Source organism: Shigella sp. FJ200513, assembly GCF_040495915.1.
GTDB lineage: Bacteria > Pseudomonadota > Gammaproteobacteria > Enterobacterales > Enterobacteriaceae > ECMA0423.
Map to the genome: position 1 here is coordinate 1 of NZ_JBDYCV010000014.1, position 26,428 is coordinate 26,428.

At 49.2% G+C, this 26,428-nt stretch carries 27 protein-coding genes, 3 tRNA genes and 5 pseudogenes; 12 read left to right on the forward strand and 23 right to left on the reverse strand.

Going from position 1 to position 26,428, the window contains the following annotated elements; all coding sequences use genetic code 11:
• Positions 1–61, forward strand: a 61-nt coding sequence (locus tag ABZJ92_RS04935; protein WP_071528444.1) for an IS1 family transposase, incomplete at its 5' end; no start/stop codon positions are given.
• A gap of 2 nt (positions 62–63) precedes the next feature.
• Here ABZJ92_RS04935 and ABZJ92_RS04940 read toward each other — a convergent pair.
• The 5 genes and pseudogenes from ABZJ92_RS04940 to araF form a co-directional block, all read right to left on the reverse strand.
• Positions 64–524, reverse strand: a pseudogene (locus ABZJ92_RS04940) (trehalose-6-phosphate synthase); the annotation flags it as partial.
• Positions 499–1,299, reverse strand: coding sequence for a trehalose-phosphatase (gene otsB, locus ABZJ92_RS04945; RefSeq protein WP_005048706.1), 801 nt, complete (start codon positions 1,297–1,299; stop codon positions 499–501). The gene otsB and the pseudogene ABZJ92_RS04940, both read right to left, overlap by 26 nt.
• Before the next feature lie 166 nt (positions 1,300–1,465).
• A complete protein-coding gene (gene araH, locus ABZJ92_RS04950) occupies positions 1,466–2,452 on the reverse strand; it encodes an arabinose ABC transporter permease AraH (protein ID WP_000100205.1) in 987 nt (328 codons plus the stop codon).
• A gap of 14 nt (positions 2,453–2,466) precedes the next feature.
• Entirely contained in the window at positions 2,467–3,981 is a 1,515-nt protein-coding gene (gene araG / locus ABZJ92_RS04955) for an arabinose ABC transporter ATP-binding protein AraG (protein WP_001187792.1), read from the reverse strand.
• 69 nt (positions 3,982–4,050) lie between these two features.
• Positions 4,051–5,040, reverse strand: a pseudogene (araF, locus tag ABZJ92_RS04960) (arabinose ABC transporter substrate-binding protein AraF).
• A 796-nt stretch (positions 5,041–5,836) separates the two neighbouring features.
• Between araF and ABZJ92_RS04965 the strand changes: the two are divergent.
• Positions 5,837–6,340, forward strand: coding sequence for a non-heme ferritin-like protein (locus tag ABZJ92_RS04965; RefSeq protein WP_000179469.1), 504 nt, complete (start codon positions 5,837–5,839; stop codon positions 6,338–6,340).
• A gap of 79 nt (positions 6,341–6,419) precedes the next feature.
• On the opposite strand, the gene yecJ is transcribed toward ABZJ92_RS04965, so the two are convergent.
• Together yecJ and azuC are read right to left on the reverse strand one after the other, a co-directional pair.
• Positions 6,420–6,671 (reverse strand): DUF2766 family protein YecJ, encoded by a 252-nt coding sequence (gene yecJ / locus ABZJ92_RS04970; RefSeq protein WP_000082120.1) that lies wholly within the window; start codon positions 6,669–6,671, stop codon positions 6,420–6,422.
• A gap of 114 nt (positions 6,672–6,785) precedes the next feature.
• Positions 6,786–6,872 carry a stress response protein AzuC gene (gene azuC, locus ABZJ92_RS04975; RefSeq protein WP_010723106.1) on the reverse strand — a complete coding sequence of 29 codons (87 nt, stop codon included), beginning with the start codon at positions 6,870–6,872 and terminating at the stop codon, positions 6,786–6,788.
• A 262-nt stretch (positions 6,873–7,134) separates the two neighbouring features.
• Here azuC and ABZJ92_RS04980 point away from each other — a divergent pair, with 262 nt between their 5' ends.
• The gene (locus tag ABZJ92_RS04980; protein ID WP_001237866.1) at positions 7,135–7,458 is read left to right on the forward strand and encodes a YecR-like family lipoprotein; all 324 of its coding nucleotides are present in this window, start codon (positions 7,135–7,137) and stop codon (positions 7,456–7,458) included.
• 170 nt (positions 7,459–7,628) lie between these two features.
• Positions 7,629–8,126: a non-heme ferritin gene (gene ftnA / locus ABZJ92_RS04985; protein WP_000917208.1), complete on the forward strand. Its 498-nt coding sequence runs from the start codon at positions 7,629–7,631 to the stop codon at positions 8,124–8,126.
• A gap of 36 nt (positions 8,127–8,162) precedes the next feature.
• Here the strand turns inward: ftnA and ABZJ92_RS04990 are convergent, their stop codons facing one another.
• The gene (locus ABZJ92_RS04990) at positions 8,163–8,402 is read right to left on the reverse strand and encodes a YecH family metal-binding protein (protein WP_000377229.1); all 240 of its coding nucleotides are present in this window, start codon (positions 8,400–8,402) and stop codon (positions 8,163–8,165) included.
• A gap of 189 nt (positions 8,403–8,591) precedes the next feature.
• Here ABZJ92_RS04990 and tyrP point away from each other — a divergent pair, with 189 nt between their 5' ends.
• Positions 8,592–9,803, forward strand: a complete 1,212-nt coding sequence (gene tyrP, locus ABZJ92_RS04995; protein WP_000797560.1) for a tyrosine transporter TyrP — start codon at positions 8,592–8,594, stop codon at positions 9,801–9,803.
• A gap of 61 nt (positions 9,804–9,864) precedes the next feature.
• Here the strand turns inward: tyrP and yecA are convergent, their stop codons facing one another.
• The 7 genes from yecA to uvrY form a co-directional block, all read right to left on the reverse strand.
• On the reverse strand, positions 9,865–10,530 hold the full coding sequence (yecA, locus tag ABZJ92_RS05000; protein ID WP_000847902.1) for a UPF0149 family protein YecA: 666 nt from the start codon (positions 10,528–10,530) through the stop codon (positions 9,865–9,867).
• Between the two features lie 195 nt (positions 10,531–10,725).
• Positions 10,726–10,812 (reverse strand) — tRNA-Leu (locus ABZJ92_RS05005).
• Positions 10,813–10,824: 12 nt separating this feature from the next.
• Positions 10,825–10,898 (reverse strand) — tRNA-Cys (locus ABZJ92_RS05010).
• A 54-nt stretch (positions 10,899–10,952) separates the two neighbouring features.
• Positions 10,953–11,028: transfer RNA gene (locus ABZJ92_RS05015), tRNA-Gly, on the reverse strand.
• Positions 11,029–11,179: 151 nt separating this feature from the next.
• Positions 11,180–11,728, reverse strand: coding sequence for a CDP-diacylglycerol--glycerol-3-phosphate 3-phosphatidyltransferase (gene pgsA, locus ABZJ92_RS05020; RefSeq protein WP_001160190.1), 549 nt, complete (start codon positions 11,726–11,728; stop codon positions 11,180–11,182).
• A gap of 56 nt (positions 11,729–11,784) precedes the next feature.
• Positions 11,785–13,617: an excinuclease ABC subunit UvrC gene (uvrC, locus tag ABZJ92_RS05025; RefSeq protein WP_001283406.1), complete on the reverse strand. Its 1,833-nt coding sequence runs from the start codon at positions 13,615–13,617 to the stop codon at positions 11,785–11,787.
• Entirely contained in the window at positions 13,614–14,270 is a 657-nt protein-coding gene (gene uvrY / locus ABZJ92_RS05030) for a UvrY/SirA/GacA family response regulator transcription factor (protein WP_000611335.1), read from the reverse strand. Before uvrY ends, uvrC begins: the two co-directional genes overlap by 4 nt.
• 141 nt (positions 14,271–14,411) lie before the next feature.
• Between uvrY and ABZJ92_RS05035 the strand changes: the two are divergent.
• The 3 genes and pseudogenes from ABZJ92_RS05035 to yecF all read left to right on the forward strand — a co-directional run.
• Positions 14,412–14,483, forward strand: a pseudogene (locus ABZJ92_RS05035) (transcriptional regulator); the annotation flags it as partial.
• 82 nt (positions 14,484–14,565) lie between these two features.
• Positions 14,566–14,742: a protein YecU gene (yecU, locus tag ABZJ92_RS05040; protein WP_032155628.1), complete on the forward strand. Its 177-nt coding sequence runs from the start codon at positions 14,566–14,568 to the stop codon at positions 14,740–14,742.
• Complete coding sequence (gene yecF / locus ABZJ92_RS05045) at positions 14,729–14,953, forward strand: DUF2594 family protein YecF (RefSeq protein ID WP_000106474.1); 225 nt, start codon at positions 14,729–14,731, stop codon at positions 14,951–14,953. The genes yecU and yecF overlap by 14 nt, the downstream gene beginning before the upstream one ends.
• A 32-nt stretch (positions 14,954–14,985) precedes the next feature.
• On the opposite strand, the pseudogene sdiA reads toward yecF, so the two are convergent.
• The 8 genes and pseudogenes from sdiA to fliC all read right to left on the reverse strand — a co-directional run.
• Positions 14,986–15,606, reverse strand: a pseudogene (sdiA, locus tag ABZJ92_RS05050) (transcriptional regulator SdiA); the annotation flags it as partial.
• A 229-nt stretch (positions 15,607–15,835) separates the two neighbouring features.
• On the reverse strand, positions 15,836–16,588 hold the full coding sequence (gene tcyN / locus ABZJ92_RS05055; RefSeq protein WP_001272995.1) for an L-cystine ABC transporter ATP-binding protein TcyN: 753 nt from the start codon (positions 16,586–16,588) through the stop codon (positions 15,836–15,838).
• Complete coding sequence (gene tcyL, locus ABZJ92_RS05060; RefSeq protein ID WP_001158220.1) at positions 16,585–17,253, reverse strand: cystine ABC transporter permease; 669 nt, start codon at positions 17,251–17,253, stop codon at positions 16,585–16,587. The genes tcyN and tcyL overlap by 4 nt, the downstream gene beginning before the upstream one ends.
• A 14-nt stretch (positions 17,254–17,267) precedes the next feature.
• The gene (gene dcyD / locus ABZJ92_RS05065) at positions 17,268–18,254 is read right to left on the reverse strand and encodes a D-cysteine desulfhydrase (RefSeq protein WP_001128248.1); all 987 of its coding nucleotides are present in this window, start codon (positions 18,252–18,254) and stop codon (positions 17,268–17,270) included.
• Positions 18,255–18,358: 104 nt separating this feature from the next.
• Positions 18,359–19,159, reverse strand: a complete 801-nt coding sequence (gene tcyJ / locus ABZJ92_RS05070; protein WP_005048730.1) for a cystine ABC transporter substrate-binding protein — start codon at positions 19,157–19,159, stop codon at positions 18,359–18,361.
• Positions 19,160–19,246: 87 nt separating this feature from the next.
• Positions 19,247–19,798, reverse strand: coding sequence for a flagella biosynthesis regulatory protein FliZ (fliZ, locus tag ABZJ92_RS05075; protein WP_005048734.1), 552 nt, complete (start codon positions 19,796–19,798; stop codon positions 19,247–19,249).
• A gap of 45 nt (positions 19,799–19,843) precedes the next feature.
• A pseudogene (fliA, locus tag ABZJ92_RS05080) lies at positions 19,844–20,563 on the reverse strand (RNA polymerase sigma factor FliA).
• Positions 20,564–20,727: 164 nt separating this feature from the next.
• Entirely contained in the window at positions 20,728–22,380 is a 1,653-nt protein-coding gene (gene fliC, locus ABZJ92_RS05085; RefSeq protein WP_000079690.1) for a flagellin FliC, read from the reverse strand.
• Between the two features lie 265 nt (positions 22,381–22,645).
• Between fliC and fliD the strand changes: the two genes are divergently transcribed.
• The 4 genes from fliD (at position 22,646) to amyA (ending at position 26,417) form a co-directional block, all read left to right on the forward strand.
• On the forward strand, positions 22,646–24,052 hold the full coding sequence (gene fliD, locus ABZJ92_RS05090; RefSeq protein ID WP_000146764.1) for a flagellar filament capping protein FliD: 1,407 nt from the start codon (positions 22,646–22,648) through the stop codon (positions 24,050–24,052).
• Positions 24,053–24,076: 24 nt separating this feature from the next.
• Positions 24,077–24,487: a flagellar export chaperone FliS gene (gene fliS, locus ABZJ92_RS05095; RefSeq protein ID WP_000270672.1), complete on the forward strand. Its 411-nt coding sequence runs from the start codon at positions 24,077–24,079 to the stop codon at positions 24,485–24,487.
• A complete protein-coding gene (gene fliT / locus ABZJ92_RS05100; protein WP_001057836.1) occupies positions 24,487–24,852 on the forward strand; it encodes a flagella biosynthesis regulatory protein FliT in 366 nt (121 codons plus the stop codon). The genes fliS and fliT overlap by 1 nt, the downstream gene beginning before the upstream one ends.
• A 77-nt stretch (positions 24,853–24,929) precedes the next feature.
• Complete coding sequence (amyA, locus tag ABZJ92_RS05105) at positions 24,930–26,417, forward strand: alpha-amylase (RefSeq protein WP_001245690.1); 1,488 nt, start codon at positions 24,930–24,932, stop codon at positions 26,415–26,417.
• Positions 26,418–26,428: the final 11 nt, after the last annotated feature.

Below are 26,428 nucleotides of genomic sequence, written 5' to 3' on the forward strand. Positions count from 1 at the left end.
ATCGGTGGAGCTGCATGACAAGGTCATCGGGCATTATCTGAACATAAAACACTATCAGTAAGTTGGAGTCATTACCAAAAAACCAATGCGATTATTCACCCCACGTTTGCGTAATTCATGCGCAAAGGGCAACAGGTGATAATCGTGGATCCAGATAATGTCATCGTCTTGCAACAGCGGCAGTAATTTATCTGCCAGCAACGCATTTACGCGTAGATAGCCGTCCCAGGCAGGACGCTGAAATTGCACCAGATCGAGCCGATAATGAAAAGCGGGCCAGAGAACGGCATTGGAGAATTGGTTGTAGTATTCGTCAAGGTCCTGTTCGCTGAGGTTAAAAGAGGCCCACGTAATGTTACCTTTTTTAGCGGCTGATCCTCATTCCCTGTTTCACCACTCCAGCCAAACCACAGTCCGCCTGCGGCTTTCAGTGCCCCCAGTATGCCAACGGCAAGGCCACCGGCACTGGCGGCGTGCTCGTCTGGTGGTGCAATCCGGTTAGATACTACGACTAAACGACTCATAGTCATCACTCCTGTTATTTTCTCTTTTTTGTTGTAATGCGGCGGTTATCATTTCAAGCCAGCTCCAGACATCCGGCACACCCGCCAGTCGCCATGATGCCTGAGTTGCACCTGTGCCAATTTTTACTGACATTCCGCCCAGTCGGTTAACGACTGCGAAGCCAGATTCATCGGTTAAATCATCGCCCAGAAATACGGGCGTTCGCCCGATAAAAGGAGCTTCCTGCATAAAGGCTGCAATCGCTTCACCTTTACTGGTACCTCTCGGTTTGATCTCGACAACACACTTTCCCTGCTGTAACGCCATTTGTGGCCAGATCTGAGTAATACGTTGCGCTAATGTCATTAATGCGTCTTCATGCTGCGGAGCCTGACGATAATGCAGCGCAAAAGCCATCCCTTTCGCCTCCAGCTCCGCGCCGGGATACTGAGCGATGACCGTATGCAGTTGCACGCTAATATCACGCGCAATCGCATCCGGCAGATGAACGATATGTGTTTTACCATTGATGTCACGGCGCTCCGCCCCATGCACGCCCGCTAACGGGAAGCGATAAGGTTTTGCCAGTGCGTCAAGCTCCACCATTGAGCGCCCTGATATCAATGCCAATGCACCATCACTTGCGGTTGCCAGTAGCTGTAGTCCTTGCAGAATATTGTCAGGCACGACGACCTGATCGGGATGCGGTTTGATTTCCGCCAGCGTTCCATCAAGATCAAAAAACCAGGCATATTTCGCGGATAGTTCAGGGGTTTCGGTTAACGGTTCTGTCACCCGGCTCTCCTCCTTCTCTTTTCTTATTGTGTTGCGCAGACCGCGCTTTACAGACATGTAAGTATAGACAGTGTGACGGAGGTCGCCATTTGCAACGAAGAACAGCCAACCGTTGTGGCGGCTGGCTGTGGTGGGAAAAAACGTTAAGTTGTTGTGGAAAAAAGCATCAGACAGTGCGCTTCGCTTTTTGCTTGTAACGGTCGAAGATCACCGCTGCCAGCAGGATTAAGCCGCGAACCACGTACTGCGCGAAAGGAGAAATATTAAGCAGGTTCATGGCGTTTTCCACGGTGCCTAAAATTAAGATACCCGCCACCACATATGAGATTTTTCCGATGCCACCTTTCAGAGAAACGCCACCTAAAACGCAGGCGGAGATAACAATAAGCTCATAACCAATCGACGTCATTGGCTGCCCACTAGTCATACGTGAAGCCAGAATAATTCCGGCTATCGCAGATACCAGGCCAGAGAGAACAAAGATAATAATTTTGGTGCGAACAACCGGTACACCCGCCAGACGCGCAGCCTCTTCGTTCCCGCCAATCGCCAGGGTATTACGACCAAAGGTGGTTTTATTCAGCAGCAAACCAAAGATAATCAGACACGCGACGGTGAGCCAGATTGGCGCAGGCAGACCGAACCAGTTAGCGTAACCAAGGGCAAAGAAGCTTTCATCTTCGATACCGACCGCTTTACCGTCTGAAATGATGTACGCCAGACCTCGAACAATCTGCATCGTTGCCAGTGTCGTGATCAGAGCATTTATTTTCAGTTTGGCGATAACAAAGCCATTGACCAGGCCACAGAGAACGCCCAGCAACAAACCCGCTGCCACGCCAATCCACAGGCTTTCAGTCAGGTTGATAACCACCGCCGTGGTGACACCCGCACAGGCAATTACGGAGGCGACAGAAAGGTCAAAGTCACCGGAAGCAAGGCAGAACAACATGCCACACGCCACCATCCCCGACATGGAAATTGCCAGGCCCAACCCTTTCATATTAATGAAGGTGGCAAAATTTGGGACAAAAATGGCACAGGCGATAAAGAGCACCGCAAACACCACCAGCATGCCGTACTGATCCCAGATACGCCCGAAGCTGAATGACGACTTAGGTGCGCCAGACCCCGATGTAGAAACAGAAGACATCATACTCTCCTTACTCAGGCAACTGCCTGGCTGACTTTAGGCATCGCAAGGCTCAGTGCCTGACGCTCATCTGCCTGCTCGTGTAACAATTCACCGGCGATTTCGCCTTCCCGCATCACCACAATCCGGTCGGCAACGCCGAGGACTTCAGGTAAGTCGCTGGAGGCAAACAGCACCGCCACGCCCTGCGCCGCCAGCGCATAAATTACGTTATATATTTCGTGCTTAGCGCCAACATCAATGCCGCGCGTAGGTTCATCCAGCAAAATGACCTTCATCTCTTCCGATAACCAGCGGCCCAGAATGGCTTTTTGCTGATTTCCGCCTGAGAGATTCATGATCAGTTGCTCCGCGCCCGGCGTTTTGATGTTGAGCGAACGAATGTGCTGATCGGCATTGTTTTCTTCCCAACTGTTGTTGATTACACAACCGCCGAGCACATGTTTGCGTCTGGCACTGATGTTGATATTGTCGCGAACGGAGTGCACGGGAATAATGCCTTCCGCTTTGCGAGCTTCCGGGCAGAGCATCATGCCTGCGGCAATGGCGTGGCTCGGTTTACGAATATCGATCGGCTGTTGGTCGATATAAACCTGACCGGCGGTGATTTGCGTCCCGCCAAACAAGCCTTTCATTAATTCGCTACGCCCCGCCCCTACCAGACCAAACAGCCCAACAATTTCACCACTGCGAACCGCCAGACTTATTGGCGTACGCACGCCTAGTGCTTTCACAGCATCAAGACGCAGGCGCTCCTCGCCATAACTACGAGGTTGCCAGCCGTAGATATCGCCAATGTCGCGCCCGACCATCGCCTGCACCAGCGCGTCGTGGTCAACCTGCTGCATATCGGTAAAGGTTTTGACATAACGTCCATCTTTAAAGACAGTGATGGCATCGCTGAGGGCAAATATTTCTTCCATACGGTGAGAAACGTATAAGATCACCCGCCCCTCTTTTCGCAGTTCACGAATAACGCGGAAAAGATTGCCGATTTCGCGGGCAGAAAGGGAGCTGGTTGGCTCATCAAAGGCGATAATTTTAGCGTTACGCGCCAGCGCTTTGGCGATTTCAACCATCTGCCACTGACCAATGGCGAGATATTTCAGCGGCGTGTCCGGGTCAATATCCATACCAAGATGTTTAAGTTGTAAACCCGCCTCATAATTCAGCAATGAGCGATTCACAATGCCGCCTTTATGCGGCAGCTGGCCGAGATAGATGTTTTCCGCGACGGTCATTTCCGGCACGAGATGCAGTTCCTGGTAAATAATCGCCACACCCGCGTTAAGTGCTGCGGTCGTGTCGGAAAAGGACATTTCCTGCCCATTAATCACTACAGAACCCGTGGTTGGCGCATAGTTGCCGCTGAGGATTTTTAAGAGAGTTGATTTTCCTGCGCCATTTTCACCCATCAACGCATGAACCTGACCGGCATAGCAGTCAAAACTAATATCCGTCAGCGCCTTAACGCCGGGAAACGTTTTACCGATGCCGCGAAATGAGAGATACGGGGTAGACTGTTGCATAACGTCTCCGTGAATCACTGGTCGTTCACACCCCCTCTGCATCATGCAGAGGGGAATTTTTCCGGCAAATTACTTACCGCCTAAACCTTTTTTCTCCAGTTCTTCTTTAAAGTTGTCACGCGTGATCAGTACCACGTCTGTAACTTCGGTAAATTTTGGCGTTTCAACGTCTTTTGCTACCCAGTTGTAAAGCATTTCGCTGGATTTATAGCCATGTACGTCCGGGCTTGGCAGCAGGGAACCGTAGAAGCCGGTTGCCTGTGCTTTAGACAGTTCGCTTACTGCATCCACACCGTTAATACCAATACCGATGATATCGGCTGCTTTAAAGCCCTGACCTTCGGTTGCACGTACGCCGCCAAGTACGGTGCTGTCGTTCATACCGACGATCAGCCAATGTTTAACTTCCGGATGTTGAACCAGCATTGAGTTGGCAGCGTCAAATGCCCCCGGGATGTCGTTAGATTTGGTAGGTACCTGATAAATTTGTTTTTCCGGGAATCCTGCAGCTTTCAGTGCGTCCATAGAACCCGTTGTACGGCGGCGGGCGGTATCCAGTTCGTTGGCGGTAATCGCCATCACTGCGCTTTCTTTGACATCCCAGCCACGTTTCTGCATCTCTTTATACAGTTCCTAGCCCTGACGTTCGCCAATTTTAGTCGCCGCCATCATCACCAGAGGAACGGTATCCATTGGCTTACCTTTGGCGTTAACAAACTGGTCATCCACTGCAATGACTTTCATATCGTAGCCACGCGCTTTCGCGACGATGGCAGAGCCGAGTTTCGGGTCCGGAGTACAAATAACGAAACCTTTTGCGCCACTGGCTGCCAGGCTGTCGATCGCGTTCAATGTTTTTTCGCCATCCGGCACGGCAATCTTAATAACCTCAAACCCTAAATCCTTCCCGGCTTTATCGGCAAACTTCCATTCGGTCTGGAACCACGGCTCTTCCGGTTGCTTCACCAGAAAACCGAGCTTCAGGTTCTCCGCCATAGCGGATTGTGACATAACGGCTGCCAGACCAATGGCTGCCAGGGCTTTAGTAAATTTGTGCATGGTTCTCTCCAGCTTTAGTGTCGTTTTGTGTAGGGCAAAAACGAATGACATTCGTTAAATTAATCGGAAAACAAAGCATTACCTTTTATCTAAAAGATAAGTGACCGTGTTGACATAGTTTTAGCGAGAAATTAATTCTCCATAGGAGAGCAATATCACATCGCAGAATTACAGTGAGAACGTGCATAAATTTAGCGGGAAAAGACATAAGGAAAAGCCAATTTGTCAGACAAATTGTTGAATGCACAGCAGATTAATCCATAAGATTAGCCTGGAAATCCTTGTTGTCTTCGGTACCCATGCGGGATGTCTTCTTTTTAACCAGTCAATAGGCCGCATTACCTGGCGTTGAGTTTTTGAAATGGTGTAATAACCACAACTCAAAGATGTGGAAAATGCGCGTCATTCATTTCGCCATTAATTATCACTGTGCTCATTAATTAACAGAACACGTATAATGAGAGCCATCTCGCAAAAATGAAAAAACGTTTTATAAAATCATCACTTCATCATGAATTCAAATTCATCGATTAATATCAACAAGATACAAAAAGCACTATCATTAAAATTCATTGCATTTACATTGATTTCACCAATGAAATGTAAAAATATATAAACTTGATGATTTAAGCATTTTCTTATAACCGTTCAGACGTTATTCTTATTTCAGATCATCGTCAGAATTGACTCCACGATCACATTTCGGACCGGCAGAAAGGAATTATTCTGCAAACAGTAATTATGGTGTTTTGATTTATCTTGCACCTCTCCACTTCTGGATATAAGGATATTAGGTATGGCAACCGCTGGAATGCTTCTCAAACTCAACTCTCAAATGAACCGCGAGTTTTACGCATCCAATCTCTACCTTCACCTGAGTAACTGGTGTTCTGAACAGAGTCTGAACGGCACCGCCACTTTCCTTCGCGCCCAGGCACAGAGTAATGTGACCCAAATGATGCGCATGTTTAACTTTATGAAGAGTGTCGGCGCTACCCCCATCGTTAAAGCCATTGATGTTCCAGGTGAAAAACTGAACTCTCTGGAAGAACTGTTCCAAAAAACGATGGAAGAATACGAGCAACGTTCAAGCACTCTGGCGCAGTTAGCCGATGAAGCGAAAGAACTGAATGATGATTCAACCGTCAATTTCCTGCGCGATCTGGAAAAAGAACAGCAGCATGATGGCCTGTTGCTGCAAACCATTCTTGATGAAGTGCGCAGTGCGAAACTTGCGGGTATGTGCCCTGTGCAGACCGACCAACATGTTCTGAATGTCGTGTCACACCAGCTGCATTGATCATACATCGGCGCTAATACATTGCGCCGATGAAGTTTTTGAGAAACCGCTGCCTCATCTGTTTGAAGCAGCGGTTTTTTTAATGGGATTCACCCTGTGGGGTAAACTTGAGTTCAATCAGCGCGATGGCTTTTTGGATTGCCCGCATGGTGACCGGGTCTGCGGCAGCGGGATGATGAGTAAAGTCGATATTCTTCAGCTGACTGGACATTTTTTCACGAACTTCAACGGGCGCGATTACATCGAGAACATCCAGAATTTGTTTGATAACCAACTGGCAAGCTACCACATCAGAAACCAGTTCCTGATCGGCATTCAGCGGCTGGGACATCGTAAACTCCTGATAGCATTTTGAAAGCCGTTATAGTAGCGGCTTCACATCTTCAGCGATAGTCACATCCACCGTCATCAGGACACAAAAAAACCTGCCGGAGCAGGTTTTTTGTTATCGGAACATATTGCCTGGCGGTACGTCTTTGAACGTCTTGCAATAGTTATTGAACATACTTTTCAGGATTTTGCGCAGTTTCATCGCGGCACTCCGACCATTTGTTATACAGGTGTTATTGTCTTTGCGCTTATAATATGACAACCATCACAAAAATCAATCTTTATGTGATACAAATCACATAAATACCCCTTTAATGTTATAAAAATGATAATCAAAAAACAGCCCCCCTATTTCTGACACCTACAGATGGCAAGAAATAGCGCCTGCCAGGCGTCTTTTCCGGCCATTGTCGCAGCGCTGTAACGCGTAAAATAGTGCTTTCTCTTACTCTTCTGGCTGGACCATGAGACTTCTGATTCTGACTCTTTCATTAATAACGCTGGCGGGGTGTACGGTTACTCGCCAGGCCCATGTGAGCGAAGTTGACGCGGCAACAGGTATTGTACGGTTGGTTTATGACCAGGCTTTTTTGCAGCATGCCCATACCGATCGTTATGTCAGTCGCGGGATCGCCGATCGCGCATGCCAGCAGGAAGGCTATACCCACGCGATCCCCTTTGGTCAGCCAGTAGGCAACTGTAGCCTTTTTGCGGGTTCCTTATGTTTGAATACGGAATTCACTTTGTCATATCAGTGCCATCATTCCGCCTTCCCTGTCTTTCTCTAAATATTTTAATCAGCGAGGGGATCTTCGCTGATTAAAGAAATAGCGGTAATGCGTTTTATTCCCATTCGTATTTTTAATAATTGAAGTTTATATTTTACCTTTTGCAAATAATAAAATAACAAATTATAGTGACGCCACAGCAACAAATATAACCTTTGTGGAGCACTATCATGCTGAAACCAGAAATGATTGAAAAACTTAATGAGCAGATGAACCTGGAACTGTACTCTTCACTGCTTTATCAGCAAATGAGCGCCTGGTGCAGCTATCATACCTTCGAAGGTGCTGCCGCGTTCCTGCGCCGTCACGCCCAGGAAGAGATGACGCATATGCAGCGTCTGTTTGATTACCTGACTGATACCGGCAATTTACCGCGTATTAATACCGTTGAATCTCCGTTTGCTGAATATTCCTCACTTGATGAATTATTCCAGGAAACCTATAAACACGAACAATTAATCACCCAGAAAATTAACGAACTGGCTCATGCTGCAATGACCAATCAGGACTACCCAACATTTAATTTCCTGCAGTGGTATGTTTCTGAGCAGCATGAAGAAGAGAAACTGTTCAAATCGATTATTGATAAATTAAGCCTGGCAGGCAAAAGCGGCGAAGGTCTGTATTTTATCGACAAAGAACTCTCTACCCTCGACACACAAAACTAATGCTCTCCGGCGGCAGGTTTCTGCCGCCGTTTCAAATCAGTGACGGCAAATCTTACTCTGATCGGTCGAAAAACCTTCTTCTGAAGGTATAAATTTGCCTTTTGCTGCCAGAAACGCTACCAGCTCTCCCGCTGTCACCCCTTCTGCCGAGCACGTGTGAAAACGTGCCTGTTCACCAAAACGCGCTTTAATCGCAGCTTCCAGACTGGCATGCGTATATTGCTCGCCTGATTCAATCATCATATTTAACACTTCATGACCGTGAATAGAGTCCATCGTTCCTCCTCAAAAAAAGCCTAGCGTAGCGATTACCGCTTATGAAGACTTTGCGCCAGCGCAGGACTGAATGCTTTTATTGTACATTTATATTTACACAATATGTAACGTCGGTTTGACGAAGCAGCCGTTATGCCTTAACCTGCGCCGCAGATATCACTCATAAAGATCGTCAGGACAGAAGAAAGCGTGAAAAACAGAACCCTGGGAAGTGTTTTTATCGTGGCGGGAACCACAATTGGCGCAGGCATGCTGGCAATGCCGCTGGCTGCGGCCGGTGTTGGTTTTAGCGTTACGTTAATCTTGTTGATTGGGCTTTGGGCGTTGATGTGCTACACGGCGCTATTACTGCTGGAGGTGTACCAGCATGTTCCGGCAGATACCGGTCTGGGCACGCTGGCAAAACGCTATCTGGGACGCTACGGTCAATGGCTGACGGGCTTCAGTATGATGTTCTTAATGTATGCTCTGACTGCAGCATACATCAGCGGTGCCGGTGAATTGTTGGCCTCCAGCATCAGCGACTGGACAGGTATTTCAATGTCGGCAACCGCTGGCGTGCTGTTGTTCACTTTTGTTGCCGGTGGCGTGGTTTGTGTTGGAACATCGCTGGTCGATTTATTTAACCGTTTTCTGTTCAGCGCCAAAATTATTTTTCTGGTGGTGATGCTGGTATTGCTGCTACCGCATATTCACAAAGTGAATCTTTTAACCCTGCCGTTGCAACAGGGGCTGGCACTGTCTGCAATCCCGGTGATTTTTACGTCGTTTGGTTTTCACGGTAGCGTGCCGAGTATTGTCAGCTATATGGATGGCAACATTCGTAAGCTACGCTGGGTGTTTATAATCGGTAGTGCCATCCCCCTGGTGGCATATATTTTCTGGCAGGTGGCGACGCTTGGCAGCATTGATTCAACAACCTTTATGGGATTGCTGGCTAATCATGCTGGATTAAACGGGCTGTTACAGGCGTTACGCGAAATGGTGGCCTCTCCGCATGTTGAGCTGGCGGTGCATTTATTTGCTGATTTAGCCCTCGCCACGTCATTTCTCGGCGTTGCGTTAGGCTTATTTGATTATCTGGCTGATTTGTTTCAGCGTTCAAATACCGTTGGTGGACGATTGCAAACTGGTGCAATTACCTTTCTGCCGCCGTTGGCGTTTGCACTGTTTTATCCACGAGGATTTGTGATGGCGCTGGGTTACGCCGGTGTGGCGCTGGCGGTACTGGCATTGATTATCCCTTCACTATTGACCTGGCAAAGCAGAAAGCACAATCCTCAGGCGGGTTACCGGGTCAAAGGTGGTCGTCCGGCGCTGGTGGTGGTGTTTCTCTGTGGTATTGCTGTGATTGGCGTGCAATTTTTGATTGCGGCAGGGTTGTTACCAGAAGTGGGGTGATCAGATAGCCTCAAATTCCTTATTGGGTGCCAGAATTAACGCTGACACCCAATGTGACCTCTTAATGCAGGCAGCACTGCTTAAATTTCTTACCACTGCCGCACGGACAAGGATCGTTACGCCCCGGTTTCTCTTCTGCTTTGATCGGTTGCTGAACAGCTTTTTCCTGCGGATGCGCCATCCAGTATGCATGTAAATCAAGCGCCGCCAGTCGAATGGCATCTACGCTCTCTTCAAACGCTTCTGGCGACATTTTCTCTACCCGCTCGAAGTTTTCCTCAGTACCGTGCAGCGCAATCGCCTCCAGCGCTGGTTTTAAAGAATCGGGCAACGTTGACCAGTCAGAAAGTGCCACGCCCCGCATATAGCCAAAGCACCACTCCTCAACAATCGTCAGCTCGCTGCCATCAACTTCTCGCAAGCCGAATAACGGCTCAAACTGCTCCGGGAATTCGTTCAGACGCTCTGCGGTATCGGCCATATGTTGAAAAGCCAGGTTCATAAAGCGCGTCATCTCTTTCTCTGACGCCCAACGCGGCACATAGTCAGCCCCACCCCACACGGCAACCAGCCACTGTTCTGGTTCAATCTCTTGCGGAGAACTCAACACCGCCGTCAATAAACCGTCCAGCTCCGCCACATCAAGGATGGCGTGGTCAGTGTTGTATTTGGTCAGAATATCGTCCAGCCATTCCAACTCACTTTCGTTTAACGGTCCCGTTTTCATACGCTTTTCCTTGTGGATCTCAACTCGCCAGCACCTATCTTACATGCCGGTCCGTATCAGAGATACTTTTTGAGTGGCTTTGCCGGTGATTAAAAATTAAGGAGGGTGTAACGACAAGTTGCAGGCACAAAAAAACCACCCGAAGGTGGTTTCACGACACTGCTTATTACTTTGATTTTATTCTTATCTTTCCCATGGTACCCGGAGCGGGACTTGAACCCGCACAGCGCGAACGCCGAGGGATTTTAAATCCCTTGTGTCTACCGATTCCACCATCCGGGCTCGGGAAGAAAGTGGAGGCGCGTTCCGGAGTCGAACCGGACTAGACGGATTTGCAATCCGCTACATAACCGCTTTGTTAACGCGCCAAATTCTTCAGGCCTTTCAGCCAGACATCCGCTTGACGCCGATGTCTTTTAAACTGGAGCGGGAAACGAGACTCGAACTCGAGACCTCGACCTTGGCAAGGTCGTGCTCTACCAACTGAGCTATTCCCGCATTCATCAAGCAATCAGTTAATCACTTGATTTTATTATCGTCTGGCAATCAGTGCCGCCGTTCGATGCGTTGCATTCTACTTACCTGGCGCGATGAGTCAACGATATTTTTCACCACTTTTGATCGTTTGCTGAAAATTACGCCGAAACGATCACTGATCAAGCAAATCTGCACGCGCAGCGCTCAAATATTGCAACATTGACCACAGAGTCAGTACCGCAGCCACAAAGAAAAGTGCAATACCGACGTACTCAACCCAAATGTTCGGACGCCACAGCAGCCAGGCCAACGCCACCATCTGGGCAGTGGTTTTCACTTTCCCAATCCAGGAGACGGCCACGCTACTGCGTTTACCCAACTCCGCCATCCATTCGCGTAGCGCAGAAATAATAATTTCACGGGCGATCATCGTTGCCGCCGGTAATGTCACCCACCAGCTGTGATAATGCTCGGTTACCAGCACCATGGCGATAGCCACGAGAACTTTATCTGCCACAGGGTCAAGGAAAGCACCAAACCGGGTACTCTGGTTCCAGCGGCGTGCCAGAAAACCATCGAACCAGTCAGTCACCGCCGCGACGCAGAAAATGAGCGCGGCGGCAAACGGCGACCAGGTGACAGGCAGATAAAAGACCAATACAAAGAATGGGATAAGGATGACACGGAACAGTGTAAGCAACGTAGGGATATTAAATTGCATAATGACGGGTAACTATCTGTTGTCAGTAAGATTACCCCTATGTTGCTACAGAGACATCAATGTTTCAACGACCAGAAGATCTTTTCTGCCAGACCTTGCGAAATACCCGGCACTTTTGCAATTTCCTCGACGCTGGCGTTACGTAAACCTTGCAAACCGCCCATATATTTCAACAACATTTGCCGACGTTTTGGCCCGACGCCTTCAATGGTTTCCAGGGAACTGGTATTTTTGACCTTCGCCCGTTTTTTACGGTGCCCGCCAATCGCGTGATCATGTGATTCATCGCGAATATGCTGGATAACATGCAGCGCGGGTGAATCTGGCGGCAAACTAAATCCCTCACCTTCCGGCTCAAAGAACAGCGTTTCCAGTCCAGCCTTACGATCTGCTCCTTTGGCAACGCCAAGTAGCAGCGGATGATTTTTATCCCATGAGACATCCAGTTCGGCGAAGACATTTTTCGCCTGCGCAAGCTGGCCTTTGCCGCCGTCGATAAGGATCACATCCGGGATCTTACTGTCGTCAATGGCTTTACCATAACGCCGACGCAGCACCTGATTCATCGCCGCATAATCATCGCCCGGCGTGATGCCTGTAATGTTATAGCGCCGATACTCCGCACGCAGCGGGCCGTTAGCATCAAACACCACACAGGAAGCGACGGTTTGTTCGCCCATGGTATGGCTGATGTCAAAGCACTCCATCCGCTTCACTTCCGGCAATTTCAACACGCTGGCAAGCGCGGTCAGTCGCTGGTGAACGGTAGATTGCTGCGAAAGTTTGCTGGTTAAGGCCGTCGCCGCATTGGTGCGCGCGAGTTTCAGATAACGCGCCCTATCGCCGCGAGGTTTGGTTTGAACATTAATCTTGCGTCCCGCCAGTTCTGAAAGGGAATCGGCGAGCAGCGTTTTATCGCTAAGATTAAAATCGAGCAGGATCTCACCCGGTAAGGTGCGCATCTGGCTGCCTTGTAAATAGAACTGACCTACGAAGGTTTCTACCACCTCGCTCAGTTCCGTACCGCCAGGCACTTTCGGGAAATAGCTGCGGCTGCCGAGCACTTTGCCCTGACGAATGAACAATACGTGGACACAAGCCATGCCCGCATCGAACGCCACACCAATAACGTCAAGGTCGTCGCCGGTATTGGAAACAAACTGTTTTTCGGTGACGCGTCGCACCGCCTGAATTTGGTCGCGAATACATGCCGCTTCTTCAAACTCCAGATTCTGGCTGGCAGTTTCCATACGGCTAATGAGTTGCGTAAGCACCTGATCATCTTTGCCAGACAAAAACAGGCGCACATACTCGACCTGCTGAGCGTATTCTTCTTCACTCACCAGTCCTTCAACGCACGGTCCCAGACAGCGCCCTATCTGGTATTGCAGACACGGACGCGAGCGATTGCGATAAACACTATTTTCGCACTGGCGAATGGGGAAAATCTTTTGCAGTAGCGCCAGTGTTTCACGTACGGCATAGCCATTCGGGAACGGGCCGAAATATTCACCTTTGGCATGCTTTGCACCACGATGCATCGCCAGACGCGGGTGGGTATCGCCACTCAGGAAGATAAAAGGATAAGATTTATCATCGCGTAGCAAAACGTTGTAACGCGGCTGATAGAGTTTGATGTAGTTGTGTTCCAGCAACAGCGCTTCGGTTTCTGTATGCGTAACCGTTACATCAATTTGCTGGATCTGGGCGACCAGCGCTTCGGTTTTGCGCGAAGCGAGGTTGCTGCGGAAATAGCTGGAAAGCCGTTTTTTCAGGTCTTTCGCTTTGCCGACATAGATAACCGTACCACCAGCATCGTACATGCGATAAACGCCTGGCTGGCTGGTTACGGTTTTTAAAAACGCTTTTGCGTCAAACTGATCACTCACTGACTTGATAATGTCTCCGCATTACACAGACCATGGCGAATTGCCAGGTGAGTCAGCTCAACATCGCCATGAATGTTTAGTTTACTGAACATACGATAGCGGTAGCTGTTCACCGTTTTCGGACTGAGATTGAGCTGTTCTGAGATCTCATTGACCTTCTGGCCCTTAGTGATCATCAGCATAATCTGCAATTCACGTTCAGACAAACTGGCAAATGGGCTTTCTGTTTTTTCTGGTTCGATCTGGCTTAACGCCATTTGTTGAGCGATATCAGAAGCAATGTAACGCTGCCCTGAATAGACAGAACGAATCGCACTCACGACTTCCTGCGGAGCCGCGCCTTTGCTGAGGTAGCCAGCAGCACCTGCCTGCATGACTTTCGCTGGTAAAGGGTTTTCTGTATGGACCGTAAGCATGATGATTTTAACATCAGCTGTGGAACGCGCGATTTTACGCGTCGCCTCAAGACCGCCAATGCCCGGCATACTCATGTCCATTAGCACCACGTCAACGGCATTTGTCCGGCACCACTTAACGGCGTCTTCACCGCACGATGCCTCTCCGACGACTTTTATACCCTTAATATCTTCCAGAATGCGTCGTATCCCTGCGCGCACCAGTTCGTGGTCATCAACAAGTAGAACGTTGATCAAAGGAATATCTCCAGAAATAGGGATAACGCTACTGATAGTTAGTCATTCGTATATTAGCGGTTTTTATTGCAACTTTGAAACGTTAAAAATGGTGGGTATTCGATTTTTCTCTCGTTTTTGTCAATTCGATTGTCCACAGTTATGGTCACGCCCGTCACCAACGGCTTACCGGATCGTTTCACAGTAAGCCCTACGATGAAATGTGACAAAAATTGACTTTATTCAGCAAAAATGAAAATCAGCCCGCTGAATATGTAACATTAATTAACCCGAACAATACGGGCAAAAAACATTCATGATAAAAATATTTATTGGTCATTATATTAACGTATTTTATAGCACTGCCGATATCACGCTCAAAAAACAACCACTGCTATTTTTAGCAAAGCTTATGGTATACTCCGCCGCCTTAACATTTTTCACCACAAATTTTCATTGCAACATGACGAGGAAAATAAATGAGTACGCCTGATTTTTCTACTGCCGAGAATAATCAAGAACTGGCAAATGAAGTCTCCTGCCTGAAAGCGATGCTGACGCTGATGCTGCAGGCGATGGGACAAGCTGACGCGGGCCGCGTGATGTTAAAGATGGAAAAACAGCTTGCGCTGATCGAAGACGAAACCCAGGCTGCAGTATTTTCCAAAACGGTTAAGCAAATTAAACAAGCCTACCGTCAGTAATATAAAACCGGCTGAGAGCGTGCCTTTCAGCCGGTTATTGACAAAATCATCGCTATCTCTGCTGATGTCTTCCCTTCCGCCGTCCATTTCAGAATTTCTTTTTCGCGCTTGCTGAAATTCATCTCTGGCGTCATCACTATTTCATCATTTAAACGCATCAGAGCCATCAGACTTTCGCGCACCAGTAACTGCATTTTTAATTGCAGTTCATCACTAAGAATGGGTATTTCGCGCGTGCTGCAACGGGAAAAGGACAAAAAGCCCAGCGCCCGATTTGGCAGCATTAAATACTGAGTGACACCGCGGCGTAAACCATGTGCGTGCGCGGCTTCCCATAATGGCTGTGCTTCGCTGAATAAGTCATCATTCCACATTAAATGGCCCTGACTAAAGTTTTCAGGGTTCAGCACAGGATCAATTGCGAGAAAATTTTTTGCCTGATAATAACTAACCCACGACTCAGGGTAATTGGTGTAGAAAGCCACTTTAGGTCGCGTGAATGGTACCGGGTGGCGAACACATAACGAATAGTAATCGTACTCCAGCTGCTGAGCCTGAAGCTCTATTTCATGGTAGGCCTCTTCTGCGGCCTCCATCCTCTGAAAACGCAACAGCATCGTGCGACGCCAGCTGAAAAAATCCGTATCCTGCATAGTAAACCGCAACGCCCCTGAGAGTGAGTATCATTTATAATGATAATTCAAACTATCACATAAATAAGATTTATATATAATTTATATTATTCAGGCAATGAATTACTTTTGCAAGCCATCGCATTCTCTTATGTTATTAATGAGTTATGCTGATTTGTTAAGCAGTTTTATCACGCTTGAAATGGCGTCCCGCCCCGACAGGTGAATCGTCGGGGCTGATTTTTTCTTATTATTGCAGCAGAAGCTTCTCGAGGAACTGGCGGGTGCGAGGCTGCTGGGGATCGGCAAATAACGCTTTTGCTGCCCCCTGCTCGACTATCCGCCCCTGGTCCATAAAGATCGCCCGGTCCGCAACATCCCGGGCAAAGCTCATTTCGTGTGTCACAATCACCATCGTGCGCTTTTCCTGCGCCAGCTGGCGGATGGTGTTCAGGACTTCGCCCACCAGCTCTGGATCCAGCGCCGACGTTGGCTCGTCAAACAAAATCACCTCAGGACGCATTGCCAGTGCACGCGCAATCGCAACACGCTGCTGTTGACCGCCAGACAAACGACGTGGATAGCTGGTTTCTTTACCGGCCAGCCCAACTTTCGCCAGCAGCTCGCGAGCGCGCGCCGTGGCCTCTTCTTTCGGTTCGCCTTTGACGATCACCGGCCCTTCAATAATGTTTTCCAGCACCGTACGATGCGGAAACAAATTAAAGTTCTGGAAGACAAACCCGACGTGCTGACGCAACTGGCGAATCAGCGATTTTTGCTGACTTAATGAACGTGCAGTATCAATAGTGATATCGCCAACGGTGATCGTTCCCGCTTCCGGTTGTTCCAGCAGATTTATGCTACGTAGCAATGTGGTTTTGCCGGAACCACTCGGACCGATAATTGCCACCACTTCGCCAGGCTTTACCTCGAGGTCGATACCGTGCAGCACCGTCTGACCGTGGAATTTTTTCACCAGGTTCTTAACTTCAATGGCACTCATTTTGGTTCTCTCTCCTGGCGATTAAGTTGATTCTCAAAATGGTTCTGCAACGTCGATAACACAGTCGCCATGATCCAGTAGATGAGCGAAGCCGCCAGGTACATGGTGAACACCTCCAGCGTGCGCGAGGTAATCAACTGCGCCTGACGGAACAGCTCCGGCACCTGGATTGTCGCGGCCAGCGACGTATCTTTTACCAGACTGATAAAGCTGTTCGACAGCGGCGGCAACGCCACCCGCGCCGCCTGTGGCAAAATCGCGCGACGCATGGTCTGCCACGGCGTCATACCAATACTGGCAGCGGCTTCCCACTGACCTTTATCAATAGAAGAAATGGCGGCGCGCAGCGTTTCGGCGGCATAGGCGGCAGTGTTCAGCGACAGACCAATCATTGCTGACGGAATGGGATCTAATTCGATACCAAACTGCGGCAGGCCGTAATAGATCATAAACAGTTGTGCGATGAGCGGCGTACCACGAAAAATAGAGATATAAAAACGCGCCAGCCAGCGCACGGGCCAGATTGGCGACAGGCGCATCAGCGCGAGAATAAACCCGAGTAGTAAGCCAAAAAACATGCCGCCGATACTGAGTTGCAGGGTATACCCAGCCCCTTTCAACAGGAACGGCAAGGAATCAATAACCAGTTGTATACTTTCTTGCATGAGCGTTCCCGGAGCTAAACGTGGGGATGATAGGCGAACAGCGCAGGCGCGCCGCCGGTATGAATAAACAGAATCGGCCCTTCATCTTTGAAGCGTTTCTGACTGATACCGTCAATCAGCCCCGCCATCGCTTTTCCGGTATACACAGGATCAAGCAGAATGCCTTCCAGACGCGCCAGCAATTTCACTGCTTCCATGCCTTCGTCGTTCGGCACGCCGTAGCCAGGTGCAAAATAGTCATCCCAGAGTAAAATTTCCGCTGATGCGGTCAGCTCCAGTTCTTTCGCAATCGCCTGTTGTAGGTTAACCACTTTCGGCAATTGATCGGCAACGGAACGCGACACGGTCACGCCAATCAGTTCGCTTTCAGGCATCAGGTGTTCCAGCCCAACAGCCAGTCCGGCGTGAGTTCCGGCACTGCCCGATGCGACTACCACCGACGAAATATTAACCGCCCCTTCACACTGTTGCGCGATTTCCAGCGCACTCTCCACATAACCTAGCGCGCCAAGAGCATTAGAACCGCCAACCGGAATGACATACGGGCGAAAGCCTTGTGCTTCGACTCGCGTCGCCAGTTCTTCCAGTTGGGCATTGGGATCGGTCAGTGCGTCGCACATTTCAATCTGGGTATTGAACAGATCCAGCAACAAACGATTGCCGTTGGTTAAATAGTTTTCTGCGGTTGTGCCAATAGGATTTTCCAGCAGCGCCACGCAGTGCAGACCGAGTTTCGCCGCGACTGCGGCAGTCTGGCGCACATGGTTAGACTGGATCGCGCCGGCAGTAATCAGCGTATCGGCACCTTCGCGCAGGGCATCTGCCGCGAGAAATTCCAGCTTACGTAATTTATTGCCGCCCATTGCCATGGGGGTGACCTCATCCCGTTTGATGAAAATTTCCCGTCCAAGATAATCAGAAAAGCGCGGCAGATATTCGAGCGGCGTTGGCGCGCCGATAAACTCCAACCGTGGAAAACGGGTTAAATTATGCAGTGGCATAACAGCCTCCGATGTGTGTTGTTGTGATTTTCTTATTATGCACGCTGAAAACGCGTAAATAAAAAAGGCGCTAGTGAAAGCGCCCTTTTTTGTCATTATGCTGATTATTTGGTCACATCAGCACCAAACCATTTTTCGGAAAGAGCTTGCAGAGTGCCGTCTTTTTGCATTTCCGCAATTGCATCATTCACCGCTTTCAGCAGGTCTTCATTTCCTTTACGCAGCGCCACGCCAGACTCCTGACGGGAGAATGCTTCACCGGTTACTGCCAGCGTATCGTTGGTTTTCTTCACCAGATCCAGCGCCGCCAGACGATCAACGAGGATCGCATCGATACGCCCTACGCGCAGATCCTGATATTTGGTCGGGTCATCATCATAGGTACGCACATCGACACCCTGAACATTCTGCCGCAGCCACTCTTCATAGTTGGTGCCCAGACCGACACCCACTTTTTTGCCTTTCAGATCAGCAGCCGTTTTAATGGTGCCTTCGTTACCTTTTTTCACCAGCGCCTGAATACCGGAAATGGTGTAAGGGGTAGAGAAATCGTATTTTTTCTTGCGCTCGTCAGAAATGGTGACCTGATTAATCACCACATCAATGCGTTTAGAGTCCAGCGACGCCAGCATACCGTCCCATTTGGTCGGTTTTAGTGACGCCTCAACGCCAAGATGTTTTGCCAGCTGTTGGGCAAATTCCACTTCAAAACCGGTTAATTTGCCGTCATCCCCCTGAAAACTGAACGGCGGATAAGTGCCTTCCAGCCCTACCAGCAGCGTGCCGCTCTCTTTGACTTTATTAAGCAGACCTTCATCTGCAAAACTTTTAACGCTCATGCCCGCAACCAGCGCCACGGCCATCACACCCATCAATGCCTGACGTCCCAGATGTGCTAATTTCATATTCACCCCGAATGTTGTTATGTCTGTTTGCAGTGTAGAGCCATTGTTTGTAAACACAAAAACAACTCCGCTACATCTTATTCTTATTTAATATATATCAGAAGCAGGCAGGCTGGAGGATTTCTGCACAAGTCCGGTACAGGTTTGGCGCTGATAGTGTTGATACTTCCGTAATGCGATGCGGTAATTGTTGGTGCTGGTGGTGGGCAGCCACGGGGCGAGGATTTCATCAAGGAAACCGTCCTGCAGCTGATCGAGGGAAATATTTTGCTCATGTAGATGATTACCCAAACGGCGCAGACGAACGACATATTCACGCACCGTACCTGGGCTCATTTCAGTTTGCTCAAAAAGAAATTTCTTAAAGCCGATAATATCGAAAAAATCACTCTGCGTTTTGCAATGTAAATCACCGCAAAATCGGCACAATGCCGCCCATGATTGTTGTTCCGTTTGCCAGCCTTTTTCATCAAGCAGCGTGTCCAGGCGGGAAATCTCGATTTTATTCACTATTTTGCCGTCGCGAACTAAGGTAATGCGATCGAGTAATTTACGGCAATGCGCGCAATGGGTCTGGCTGTGTTTAAAGTCTTTAAGATAGCGGCTTAATGGCCGTCTTTTCAGGTGCTGCACCATCATTAAGAACTCCTGGTAGTCAAAGTTAAAGTGCGGCATTTACTGACGTTATAACTTACCCAGTTTAGTGCGTAACCGTTTAATGTCCTGGCTGTGTAACTGACTGACCCGCGATTCCCCGACCTCCAGCACCGCGCCAATCTCTTTGAGATTCAGCTCTTCCTGGTAATAGAGGGTTAATACCAGTTTTTCGCGCTCCGGCAACGTTTCGATGGCTTCCATCACCCGCTGGCGCAGATTACTGTCCAGCAGTTGTTGTAGCGGGTTTTCTCGCTGATGATCATCAGTAACCAGTTCGATGCTATCGCCGTGCTCTTCACGCCACTCATCGTAGGAGAAGAGCTGGCTGTTATTGGTGTCGAGCAGCATTTGACGATAATCGGCAATATCGATCCCTAAACGTTCCGCTACCTCAGTTTCCGTGGCGTTGCGGCCAAGTTCCTGCTCCAGTTGCCCTATTGCCTGTGCCACTTCACGCGCGTTGCGTCGCACGCTGCGCGGCACCCAGTCACGGCTGCGAAGTTCATCCAGCATAGCGCCACGGATACGCTACACTGCGTAAGTTGTAAATGCCGTTCCTTGTAGGGCGTCATAGCGTTCGACAGCATTAAGTAACCCAATGCCGCCCGCCTGTAGCAGATCGTCAAGTTCCACGCTCGCGGGCAGTCGAACCTGCAGGCGCAATGCTTCGTGACGCACCAGCGGGACATAACGCTGCCACAGCGAGTGTTTATCCATTACACCTTCAGCGGTATAGAGTGAATTCACGATAAACAGCCCTGCGTTATATGAGTTATCGGCATGATTATCCGTTTCTGCAGGGTTTTTAATCGGACGATTAGTGGGTGAAATGAGGGGTTATTTGGGGGTTACGCAAAAAGCCGAATGTAAAAAACCCCGCCGGTGGCGGGGTTTGAGAGGCATTCAGACGATTAACCCTGCAGCAGAGACAGAACCTGCTGCGGTACCTGGTTGGCTTTTGCCAGCACGGAGTTACCGGCCTGCTGGATAATCTGCGCTTTCGACATGTTGGACACTTCGGTCGCATAGTCGGCGTCCTGAATACGGGACTGCGCTTCAGACAGGTTGGTAGTGGTGTTGTTCAGGTTGGTGACTGCGGAATCCAAACGGTTTTGCACCGCACCCAGGGAGGAGCGGAATTTGTCGATGGAGCTGATGGCTTCATCCAGAGCTTTCAGGGGATCGGCTGTCGTAGCTGCTTTTGTTTCAGCATCTGTCGTCAATTTACCATCAGCATCTTTATAAACTGCCTTACCGCTGCCGTTAGTCACTGAACCATCATCCTGTAGGTAAAAATCTACAGTATCAGATGTGGTCAACGCCTCGTTGTTATCAACATAAACCGAATCAACACCTTTTGTTACAGCGCCAGTTGTGCCGTTGACGCTATAACCTGCAGTAGTGAAATCAACATTGTTTCCCGAGGTTGATACAGCTTTATCGAAAGCTGCCTGATCAACTTTTGCACCTGTTACTGAATAAGTAATAGTGTCCGGCGTAGTACTATTACCGGTAAAGGAGATAGAGGTACCGCCAATGTCAATGGTTGTCGCTTTGGTATTATTGGCTGCAAGTGTGGACAGACTAGCCTCAGTCAAAGAAGCACCAGAGCCGTTTTTCGTTAAGCGCCCAGTTGTATCAATGTAGAGTTTATCTCCATTGCTTGCCGTAATTTTACCATCACTGCTGATCTGAACATCCTGTGCAGAACCATCGATAGTAATAGTGCCCTTAGCGGTATCACCAACTCCCGGGGTCAAATATTTCTGAACATCGGCAGCTGAAGCCGTTGTGGTATCAAAAGAGTATGACTTACTTGCACTGTCATACTTGTAATTCGTTGCACTAGCCGCCGTTCCGAAGCCGTTATTAATGGTTGCCTGAACAGTATCACCATCACTAACTCCAGCCAGCAAATCAGACGCTTTAGCAGCATCGTAACCCGCACTCACAGTATATTTGTTGCCGACCACTGTTGCATTAGCAGCTACCAAGTCAGCTTTAGATGCAGCAGTATTAGCCACAGCCCCGCCACCATTCACATTAAACCCATTCAGCCCCAGCGTATCAGAGTCAATTTTCTTCAGATCAATAGTGATAGTCTGGCCGTCATTCGCACCAACCTGAATTTTCATCGAACCGTCTTTTGCCAGTACGTTCACGCCGTTGAACTGGGTCTGACCGGATACGCGGTCAATTTCGTCGAGACGGGATTTGATTTCGTCCTGAATGGAGTCCAGATCCGAATCAGAGTTAGTCCCGGTAGAAGCCTGAACCGTCAGCTCACGGATACGCTGTAAGTTGTTGTTGATTTCGGACAGCGCGCCTTCAGTGGTCTGTGCAACAGAAATACCGTCGTTGGCGTTACGTGCAGCCTGAGTCAGGCCTTTAATGTTAGAAGTAAAACGGTTAGCAATCGCCTGACCCGCGGCGTCATCCTTCGCGCTGTTAATACGCAAGCCAGAAGACAGACGCTCGATAGAACTCGACAGCGCAGACTGGTTCTTGTTGATATTATTTTGAGTGATCAGCGAGAGGCTGTTGGTATTAATGACTTGTGCCATGATTCGTTATCCTATATTGCAAGTCGTTGATTACGTTTTGGGTTTCCACCCGTCGGCTCAATCGCCGTCAACCCTGTTATCGTCTGTCGTAAAACAACCTTTAGAATTTTTTTCACAAACAGCCATTTTTTGTTAGTCGACGAAATACTCTTTTCTCTGCCCCTTATTCCCGCTATTAAAAAAAACAATTAAACGTAAACTTTGCGCAATTCAGGCCGATAACCCCGGTATTCGTTTTACGTGTCGAAAGATAAAAGGAAATCGCATGGCAAGTATTTCATCGCTGGGAGTCGGGTCAGGTCTGGATTTAAGTTCAATCCTTGATAGCCTCACCGCCGCGCAAAAAGCGACGCTAACCCCTATTTCAAATCAGCAATCGTCGTTTACCGCTAAACTTAGCGCCTACGGTACGCTGAAAAGCGCGCTGACGACTTTCCAGACCGCCAATACTGCATTGTCTAAAGCCGATCTTTTTTCCGCCACCAGCACCACCAGCAGCACCACCGCGTTCAGTGCCACCACCGCGGGTAACGCCATCGCCGGGAAATACACCATCAGCGTCACCCATCTGGCGCAGGCGCAAACCCTGACCACGCGCACCACCAGAGATGATACGAAAACGGCGATCGCCACCAGCGACAGCAAACTCACCATTCAACAAGGCGACGACAAAGATCCGATTACCATTGATATCAGCGCGGCTAACTCATCGTTAAGCGGGATCCGTGATGCCATCAACAACGCAAAAGCGGGCGTAAGTGCGAGCATCATTAACGTGGGTAACGGTGAATATCGTCTGTCAGTCACATCAAATGACACCGGCCTTGATAATGCGATGACACTCTCGGTCAGCGGTGATGATGCGCTACAAAGTTTTATGGGCTATGACGCCAGTGCCAGCAGCAACGGTATGGAGGTCTCGGTCGCCGCCCAGAATGCGCAGCTGACGGTCAACAACGTCGCCATCGAGAACAGCAGCAACACTATCAGCGACGCGCTGGAAAACATCACTCTGAACCTGAACGATGTCACCACGGGCAACCAGACGCTAACCATCACTCAGGACACCTCCAAAGTGCAAACGGCGATTAAAGACTGGGTGAATGCCTATAACTCGCTAATAGATACCTTCAGCAGCCTGACCAAATACACCGCCGTAGATGCGGGAGCTGATAGCCAGAGTTCTAGCAATGGCGCACTGCTCGGCGACTCCACGCTGCGGACGATTCAGACGCAGTTGAAGTCGATGCTGAGTAATACCGTCAGTTCTTCCAGCTATAAAACGCTGGCGCAGATTGGTATCACGACCGATCCCAGCGATGGCAAACTGGAACTGGATGCCGACAAACTCACCGCTGCACTGAAAAAAGATGCCAGCGGCGTAGGTGCATTGATTGTTGGCGATGGTAAAAAAACCGGCATCACAACCACCATCGGCAGCAACCTGACCAGTTGGCTTTCGACAACGGGCATTATTAAAGCCGCTACCGATGGCGTTAGTAAAACCCTGAATAAGTTAACTAAAGACTACAACGCCGCCAGCGATCGCATTGATGCGCAGGTCGCGCGCTACAAAGAACAATTTACCCAACTGGACGTTTTAATGACCTCGTTAAACAGCACCAGCAGCTACTTAACGCAGCAGTTCGAAAACAACAGTAATTCCAAGTAATCATTATTCATCGGGAGACAGGTCATGTACGCGGCAAAAGGCACCCAGGCCTATGCACAAATTGGCGTCGAAAGCACCGTAATGAGCGCCAGCCAACAGCAGTTGGTCACCATGCTATTTGATGGAGTGCTGAGCGCACTGGTTAGAGCGCGACTGTTTATGCAGGACAACAATCAGCAAGGCAAAGGCGTCTCTTTGTCAAAAGCGATCAACATCATTGAGAACGGACTGCGGGTGAGTCTTGATGAAGAGAGCAAAGACGAATTAACCCAAAACTTAATTGCTCTTTATAGCTATATGGTCAGGCGTTTGCTGCAAGCCAATTTACGCAACGATGTCTCAGCAGTCGAAGAGGTGGAAGCATTAATGCGTAATATTGCCGATGCCTGGAAAGAGTCTTTACTCTCCCCTTCTTCGATTCAGGACCCAGTCTGATGAACAATGCACCGCATTTGTATTTCGCCTGGCAACAACTCGTCGAAAAAAGCCAGCTCATGTTACGCCTGGCAACGGAAGAACAATGGGACGAACTCATCGCTAGCGAAATGGCGTATGTGAATGCGGTGCAGGAGATCGCACACCTGACTGAAGAGGTTGCCCCGTCCACTACGATGCAGGAGCAGCTCCGCCCGATGCTGCACCTGATTCTCGACAACGAAAGCAAGGTAAAGCAGTTATTACAGATTCGGATGGATGAACTGGCGAAACTGGTCGGTCAGTCATCGGTGCAAAAATCGGTGTTAAGTGCCTATGGCGATCAGGGCGGCTTTGTGCTGGCTCCGCAGGATAACCTCTTTTGAATCTTAATGAGCCGATGGCTCGCGAATAATCCGATTACGGCTACGCTTCTAATATTCCCCTTGAATGGAGTCGAAGAATGCGTAATCCCACGCTGTTACAATGTTTTCACTGGTATTACCCGGAAGGCGGTAAGCTCTGGCCTGAACTGGCCGAGCGCGCAGACGGTTTTAATGATATTGGTATCAATATGGTCTGGTTGCCGCCCGCCTATAAAGGCGCATCGGGCGGCTATTCGGTCGGCTACGACTCCTATGATTTATTTGATCTAGGTGAGTTTGATCAGAAAGGCAGCATCCCTACTAAATATGGTGATAAAGCACAACTGCTGGCCGCCATTGACGCCCTGAAACGTAATGACATTGCGGTGCTGCTGGACGTGGTAGTCAACCACAAAATGGGCGCGGATGAAAAAGAAGCTATTCGCGTGCAGCGTGTAAATGCTGATGACCGTACGCAAATTGACGAAGAAATCATTGAGTGTGAAGGCTGGACGCGTTACACCTTCCCCGCTCGTGCCGGGCAATACTCGCAGTTTATCTGGGATTTCAAATGTTTTAGCGGTATCGACCATATCGAACACCCTGATGAAGATGGCATTTTTAAAATTGTTAACGACTATACCGGAGAAGGCTGGAACGATCAGGTTGATGATGAACTCGGTAATTTCGATTATCTGATGGGTGAGAATATCGATTTTCGCAATCATGCCGTGACGGAAGAGATTAAATACTGGGCGCGCTGGGTGATGGAACAAACGCAATGCGACGGCTTTCGTCTTGATGCGGTCAAACATATTCCGGCATGGTTTTATAAAGAGTGGATCGAACACGTACAGGAAGTTGCGCCAAAGCCGCTGTTTATTGTGGCTGAATGCTGGTCGCATGAAGTCGATAAACTGCAAACGTATATTGATCAGGTGGAAGGCAAAACCATGCTGTTTGATGCGCCGCTGCAGATGAAATTCCATGAAGCATCGCGCATGGGTCGCGACTACGACATGACGCAGATCTTCACTGGGACGCTGGTGGAAGCCGATCCTTTTCACGCCGTAACCCTCGTTGCCAACCACGACACCCAACCGTTGCAAGCCCTCGAAGCACCGGTCGAACCGTGGTTTAAACCGCTGGCGTATGCCTTAATTTTGTTGCGGGAAAATGGCGTTCCTTCGGTGTTCTATCCGGACCTCTACGGTGCACATTACGAAGATGTCGGTGGTGACGGGCAAACCTATCCGATAGATATGCCAATAATCGAACAGCTTGATGAGTTAATTCTCGCCCGTCAGCGTTTCGCCCACGGTGTACAGACATTATTTTTCGACCATCCGAACTGCATTGCCTTTAGCCGCAGTGGCACCGACGAATATCCCGGCTGCGTGGTGGTCATGTCGAACGGAGATGATGGCGAAAAAACCATTCATCTGGGAGAGAATTACGGCAATAAAACCTGGCGTGATTTTCTGGGGAACCGGCAAGAGAGCGTAGTGACAGACGAAAACGGCGAAGCGACCTTCTTTTGCAACGGCGGCAGCGTCAGCGTGTGGGTTATCGAAGAGGTGATTTAAATCCATCCCCG